Here is a 2,225-nt window from a genome sequence, read left to right on the forward strand (position 1 = left end):
ACAGGGTTCACTGTTGTATTTTTGCCGTTAGATAAGGTGGTATGTTTACCTGCTTCGGTTGCTACTGCATGCAGTTGGCTACCGTTTACTGCGTCAGTAGAATCTGTAGAAATTTTGCCGTCTGCTACGCCGGAAATCTTGCCGGTATTGTCAATGGTAACCTTATTATTAAACTTGATGCCATCATTTGCAAAGCTAATGCTGCCTGCGCCTTCACCTTCGCCGGTGATGGATTGAATGCCAGTCAATTGTTTTTTCAGCGTAACGCTAACTTTATTACCATCATTGCCTACTTGAATGTTAGCATCGCCATCAAATTCAACTGTAGCGCCAGGTTTTACATCAGATGCATTGCCATTTTGAGTTTTCAGCTTCCAACCTTGGCTTGCGCTAGCAGCAGCTTCACTTACCTTCTTCAGCTGTGCAACGTTAACAGCGTCGGTATCAGCAGTACCTGCTGCTACATTGGTAATCTGACGAGTAATTTTTTTACCCTCTACAGAACTGCCTACAGAAACAGCACCAGCATTGGCTTTCCAAGTAAGGCCGTCTGCACCTTCAGGAGCAAAAGCACCAACAACACCGGCTTCTGCTGCTCTATCAGCAACTGATGACGTACCCAAAGCGACACCACCATATACATTAGCTGTGGCAGCACCTCCCAAAGCAACAGCATTTTCTGCAGTTGCTTGTGATGAAGTTCCTATTGCCGTGGCAAATCGGCCTTCAGCTGTGGCAGCACCTCCCAAAGCAACAGTATTTTCTGCAGTTGCTTGTGATAAACTTCCTATTGCCGTGGCAAATTGGCCTTCAGCTTTGGCATACCCACCACCAATAGCAGTAGAATAATCTCCCCATGAACCACTTCCATACCCAATAGCAGTTGACATTTCACCAGACTTTCTCCATTCACCCGGATGCTGTTCATTCCAATCTGCATCTACGTTCGTCATCGCACCAAGTGCGGTAGAATAGTTACCAGTTGCATGTGCTTGTTGACCTACAGCTGTCGCTGAGACTCCAGTGGAATGGATATCATCACCAATTGCCACACTATACTGGCTATTAGCTGTTGTATCATTACCAATTGCGATGCTGTCACCGCCAGTAGCTTTTGTTTCACCGCCAATGGCAATGCTATCTAACGCTGTAGCTTCTGCCTTAACTCCAATCGCCGTGGAAGATTCTCCTGTAGCTTTCGTTTGATCACCAAGCGCAACAGACCTCATTCCTGTAGTTGCCTCTTTGCCAAGAGCAATTGACGATGAGCCTACGGTACCAGCGTTGGTGCTATGAAGTGACTTATTCTTATCATTATCTTGGTAGACTACTGCGACATCGTCAGACTTCGCATACTCGGACAAATCCACAGAAATCTTATTCTTATCATCAATCCTTACATTCTTTCCGGCACTGTATGTAGTATCTGTTGCACTAATGGTACCATCATCTGCTATTGTAACGTTTTCTCCTGCTTTATATGTTTTTCCTGCTTTTATATCATAAGATTGTCCATTAATAGTTAATCCTGTGGCTTTTCCGCTATTATCTGTATTTGCCGTAACAACAGAGCCTGTCTGAAATGTTTGAGATTCGTTTCCAACTGCAACAGTTACTGCTGTATCTTGACCATTCTTACCACCGTTTCCAGTTAAAGCAATACTATTTGTAACGCTAGTATTATCATTACGTATCAAGGAAATTGTTCCATTATTCATGGTTACCTTTTGAATCCCCTGATTGTAAAGTAGGGTGTCATTATCAACTAATTTATCGACAACTTTATTAATGTCCCCAATCGTCAATGTTGTATTATACGTCAACTCACCACATTCAGCTGTATGTCCATGAACCCAACTACCAGGACGATCATGTTTTAAATTAGGATCATTTAACATCGTGGTTTCACCTGTTGTATTGTCAAATAAAATAGTTTCTTTTGACTCTTTTACCCCTGTATCTGTTACATCAGCAGCATATATAACGCCTGTCCCGATAGTTAACATAGTTGCTGCCATAACAGCCGCTACAGATGCAGCTTTTATACGGCTTGAACCCGTTTGATGATTTTTAGCAAATTCCGAAGCTACAACATAGCAATTTCTTGCTTTATTCCACACGACTTTGTATATGGCTCTGTCACAACAAATGGTTGATTTTTGACGAGAAATATCGTATAATAATAGTAAGAAACAGTACCACCGAAGGAGGTAATTGGATATGCC

The 2,225-nt window shown here is 42.6% G+C and carries 1 protein-coding gene; it reads right to left on the bottom strand.

Annotated features, from left to right (window positions below):
• The coding region (locus T518_RS12075; protein WP_282724157.1) for an ESPR-type extended signal peptide-containing protein at positions 1–2,120 on the bottom strand (2,120 nt) is incomplete at its 3' end.
• Positions 2,121–2,225: the final 105 nt, after the last annotated feature.

Origin of the sequence: Mitsuokella jalaludinii DSM 13811 (assembly GCF_000702905.1) — a bacterium.
GTDB classification, from domain to species: domain Bacteria; phylum Bacillota; class Negativicutes; order Selenomonadales; family Selenomonadaceae; genus Mitsuokella; species Mitsuokella jalaludinii.